A 1,792-nucleotide genomic window follows, 5' to 3' on the forward strand; every position below is an offset into this window, starting at 1 on the left:
CACACTTCAAATAACTTGCGCGTTTGCGGCTCCAAACCCTTAGCTGCATCGATCAGCATTACCGCATTATCGGCGGCGGCTAGCGTCCGATAAGTATCTTCGCTAAAATCTTGGTGTCCGGGTGTATCGAGCAGATTTACCTGAAACCCCTGATAGCCAAATTGCAACACCGTCGAGGTAATCGAAATTCCCCGTTGTTTCTCCATTTCCATCCAGTCGGATGTCGCCTTGCGCTGATCGCGTCTGGCTTTGACTGCACCCGCTTCATGAATTGCCCCCCCGTACAGCAACAGTTTCTCTGTCAGGGTGGTTTTCCCCGCGTCAGGATGCGAAATAATCGCAAAATTGCGCCGATGTTCGACGGCAATTTCGAGTTCGGTTTGAAGCTGGGGTTGGAGTTCGGTAGACATGGGGCGAGGTGAGTCGATCTGGCTTAGTCTTTAAATTATAACTTGACTGGCTGCGATCGGCTGGTTAGGCTGAAAAAGGTTTCATTAGCTATATTCAGGGACTGGATCGGGATTTTGTTATAATTCAGGTAGATTAATTTTAACTATCTAACCGACCCCTAATCCCTAATCCCTATCCCCTAAATAAGATATGCAGCTTTTCATCGATACTAATATTCTGCTATCTTTTTATGCACTCAATCAAGAAGATCTTGCCGAACTAAATAAATTGATCGATGCGATCGATCGCCAGCAGATTACGTTATTGTTAACAGATCAGATCGTCGATGAATTCAATCGCAATCGCGAACAACGGATCGATGGGGCGATTAAATCGCTCCGCAGCCAAGCTTTTAATCCTCAATTTTCTCAGCTTTGTGAAGACTATCCAGAAATAGAACTATTAAGAGAATCGCTCAAACATTACGAACAGGCACATACAGCTTTAATTACTACGATCTTGGCAGATATTAAAGCCAAAAATCTTAAAGCCGACCGCACGATTGGGTCTTTATTTAGATTAGGTAAAAAGTTATCTAATAGCCAGATGATGCTCGATCGGGCGCGGCTGCGAATGGGGGTCGGCAATCCACCAGGTAAGAATAATTCTTTAGGCGATGCAATTAATTGGGAATGCTTGCTCGACGAGGTACAAGAGGGCGAAGATCTGTATTTTATTACTGGTGATAAAGACTATTGTTCGGCACTGAACGACGACGAATTTAGCGATTTCTTGCTAAACGAATGGTATAATAAAAAACAGACCAAAATTTACTTTTATAAGCGGCTATCGAGCTTCTGTAAAGAACAGTTCCCCGAAATCGCCTTGGCTAGCGTGCGAGACAAAGAATTTTTAATTCGAGATTTTGTGAATAGTCAATCGATCGGGGCCACTCAACTGGCGATCGAGAAATTAAGTTATTATTCGGAATTTTCTGCCGCTCAAGTCAATACGATCGTGAGTGCGGCAATTGCCAATCGACATGTGGTTTGGTCGCTTGAAGACGATCGCGTGGGTGGTTTTTTGCGATCGGTTGTTACCAATAACCAAAAGTATCTAGACCCGGCAAGTCTGAGCAAAATTGAAGACTTACTAAAAGTTAAAAGCTAGCATTCAATACCTGACGATTTTGGAGCCAGATCGACTTTTCGGTATCGTACACATTTCCCGCTCGATCCAGACAGGTAAAATAACCGCCATACTCCCAATCGATCGAGTTTTGCTCCCAAAATAGTATGACATTATTGAGTAGTGTATCTTGGTAAAGTTGCGCTAGTTCTGTAAAATCGCAGTTCATTTCAAGACTGGGAAAAGGATGGTAGACAGGGATTTACATGGGCAG

2 protein-coding genes and 1 pseudogene are annotated in these 1,792 nt (G+C 43.7%); 1 reads left to right on the forward strand and 2 read right to left on the reverse strand.

The annotated features are described in order from the left end of the window. A partial coding sequence (locus RMO79_RS09435; RefSeq protein WP_310482873.1) for a GTP-binding protein occupies positions 1–410 on the reverse strand: 410 nt, incomplete at its 3' end. A gap of 190 nt (positions 411–600) precedes the next feature. On the opposite strand from RMO79_RS09435, the gene RMO79_RS09440 reads away from it, so the two are divergent. Continuing rightward, positions 601–1,560 carry a PIN domain-containing protein gene (locus tag RMO79_RS09440; protein ID WP_310482874.1) on the forward strand — a complete coding sequence of 320 codons (960 nt, stop codon included), beginning with the start codon at positions 601–603 and terminating at the stop codon, positions 1,558–1,560. Between the two features lie 7 nt (positions 1,561–1,567). Here RMO79_RS09440 and RMO79_RS09445 read toward each other — a convergent pair. After that, positions 1,568–1,747, reverse strand: a pseudogene (locus RMO79_RS09445) (AGE family epimerase/isomerase); the annotation flags it as partial. Positions 1,748–1,792 lie beyond the last annotated feature (45 nt).

It is taken from the genome of Chamaesiphon sp. VAR_48_metabat_403, from assembly GCF_031422475.1.
GTDB lineage: Bacteria > Cyanobacteriota > Cyanobacteriia > Cyanobacteriales > Chamaesiphonaceae > Chamaesiphon.

Excerpts from the sequence above, each read along its gene's own strand:
- RMO79_RS09440 (WP_310482874.1), top strand. The coding sequence starts at position 601 with ATGCAGCTTTTCATCGATACTAATATTCTGCTATCTTTTTATGCACTC.